We start from the raw sequence: 2,609 nt of genomic DNA on the forward strand, positions 1-2,609 counted from the left end.
CCCCACCGGGCGCCGCGGTCGCCGGCGCGGCGTCCGCGGTGCGCGCCGCGTCGAACGGGTTCAGGGCGCGCAGCGGGCGCCCGGCGTGGTCGGTCACGGGGCCGGTGCCGGCGACGTGCTCGGTCATGGCTGCTCCTGGGGGACGAGGAGGTCCTGCGGGACGGGGTCCGCGGCGCCCCGCCGGGGGAGCGGGGCGCCGCGGGAGGAGGTCAGCCGTCGACGCGCGACGGGTCGGCGTCCTGCGCGTACGTCGGCTCGAAGAGCTCCTCGAGCGCCGCGTCGATGAGGTCCTGGCTCGCGACGTCGCCGGACTCGACGAAGATCGGCCCGACGACCTCGAGCACCTCGCGCTGGGCGTCGCCCGGCACCGGGTCGACGTCGAGGTTGGTGCGCTCGACGATCACCGTCTGCGCGACGGCCGGGTCGATGCCGGCGACCTCGGCCAGCGTCGCGGCGAGCTCCTCGGGGTTCTCCTGCGCCCACGCGCGCGCCTTCTCGTACGCGTCGACGACGACCTGCGCGACGTCGGGGCTCGCCTCGAGGAACTCCTCGGTGGCGTTGAGGAAGCCGTAGGAGTTGAAGTCGATGTTGCGGTAGACGAGCTGCGTGCCGGACTCGGCCTCGCTCGCGGCCATGATCGGGTCGAGCCCCGACCACGCGTCGACCGAGCCCTGCTCGAGCGCCGTGCGGCCGTCCGCGTGCTGCAGGTTCTGCACCTCGACCTGGTCGAGCGGCACGCCCGCCTCGTCCAGCGACTGCAGCAGGAAGAAGTACGGGTCGGTGCCCTTCGTCGCGGCGACCGACTTCCCGGCGAGGTCCGCGACGGAGGTGATGGGCGAGCCCGCGGGGACGACGATCGCCGCCCACTCCGGCTGCGAGTAGATGTCGATCGTGCGGATCGGCGAGCCGTTCGAGCGCGCGAGCAGCGCCGCCGAGCCGGCCGTCGAGCCGACGTCGATCGCGCCGGCGCGCAGCGCCTCGTTCGCCTTGTTCGAGCCGGCCGACTGCACCCAGGTGACCGTGACGTCGTCGCCGAGGGTCTCCTCGAGCCAGCCCTGCTCCTTGATGACCAGGCTGAGCGGGTTGTACGTCGCGAAGTCGATGTCGAGGGTGTCGGTGCTCCAGCCGGCGTCGTCGGTGGACGCGCCGGTCGGGTCGGCGGCCGCGGGTGCGGAGCCCTCGCCGGGCACGCAGCCGGCCAGCGCCAGTGCGGTTGCGAGGGCCAGCGCGGTGGCGGGGACGGAGGTGCGCAGGGTCATCGGTGGTCCTTCGTGCGGGCGGCCGGCGGCCGCGGGGGGAGGGGGGAGGGGTGGGTCAGATCGAGTGGTGCGCGTCCGGGTCGCCCGGGCGCACGTGGTGGGTCGCGACGCCCAGGCCCTCGAGCAGCTCGGCGCGCAGCTCGGCGAGCCGGTGGTCCGCGCGGTCGCGGGGGCGCGCGCCCGGCACGTCGATGACGCGCGCGACGCTCGGTGCGTCGTCGGGCGCCGCGACGAGCGAGCGCAGCAGCAGGACGCGGTCGGCGAGGTACAGCGCCTCCTCGACGTCGTGCGTGACGAGGACGACGGTCGCCGGCTCGGCGGCGTGCACGTCGAGCAGCAGGTCCTGCATGCGCAGGCGGGTCAGCGCGTCGAGGGCGCCGAACGGCTCGTCGAGCAGCAGCACGCCGGGGTTGCGGGCCAGCGCCCGGGCGAGCGACGCGCGCTGCGCCATGCCGCCCGAGACCTGGCGCGGCCGCAGCCCGGCGGACTCCTCGAGCCCGACGAGCTGCAGCAGCTCCGCGACGCGTGCCCGGCCGGCGTCCTTCGGCGTGCCGCGCGGCAGGCCGAGCGCCACGTTCTGCGCGAGCGTGCGCCAGGGCAGCAGGCGCGGCTCCTGGAAGGCGACGGCGGTGCGCCGGTCGATGCCCGTGACGGGCGTGCCGTCGAGCAGCACGCGGCCGCTGTCGGGCGTGTCGAGGCCGCTGACCTGGCGCAGCAGCGTCGACTTGCCGCACCCGGACGGCCCGACGAGCGCGACGATCTCGCCCGCGCGCAGCTCGAGGTCGACGTCGCGCAGCACCGGGCGGTCGCCGGCGGGCGTCGCGAACGTGCGGCGCACGCCGTCGAGCACGACGCCGTGCGCGGGTCGGTCGGCGCGGTCCGCGCGGACCGGTGTGGTGAGGGCCATGGGGGACGTCCCGGGTGGTCGGGCGCGGGCGTCCGGCGGGCCGGGCGCCCACGGAGGGCGGGCACCGGCGTGACCCGCGGGGGAGCGGGTCGGCGTGGCTGCGGTCAGCAGGCGCCGGTGCGGGGCGTGCGGCAGCACGACCGACAGCACCGACACAGGACGGGGGCGGGAGCGGCGGGCATGCGCACGGCGGTCATCACGTCCTCCTCGTCCTCGGTGGTCGTCTCGTTCCGTGAGACGGGGTGACCACGTCTCGGACGCACTCTAGCCAGGTGTCCAGGACGGCGGCAACGCGGGTCCGTCGAGCGGGCGCATCCGGGCGTGCGCCGGCCGTGCGCGGGCGCGCGGACGGGGCGGACGGCGTGTGCCGTCCGCCCCGTGCGGTCGCGCCCCGGATGCCCCGGACGCCCCGGAGGCGCCCGGGGCCGCGCTCAGGCCTGCGG

General features: G+C 76.7%; 2 protein-coding genes. Both read right to left on the reverse strand.

The features are described 5' to 3' along the window. Window positions 1-209: 209 nt before the first annotated feature. Window positions 210-1,259, reverse strand: a complete 1,050-nt coding sequence (locus AB6N23_RS18030; protein ID WP_412867340.1) for an aliphatic sulfonate ABC transporter substrate-binding protein — start codon at window positions 1,257-1,259, stop codon at window positions 210-212. A gap of 55 nt (window positions 1,260-1,314) precedes the next feature. Next, a complete protein-coding gene (locus tag AB6N23_RS18035) occupies window positions 1,315-2,166 on the reverse strand; it encodes an ABC transporter ATP-binding protein (RefSeq protein ID WP_412867341.1) in 852 nt (283 codons plus the stop codon). Between the last annotated feature and the right edge of the window lie 443 nt (window positions 2,167-2,609).

It is taken from the genome of Cellulomonas pasadenensis (assembly GCF_047229365.1).
Classification (GTDB): domain Bacteria; phylum Actinomycetota; class Actinomycetes; order Actinomycetales; family Cellulomonadaceae; genus Cellulomonas.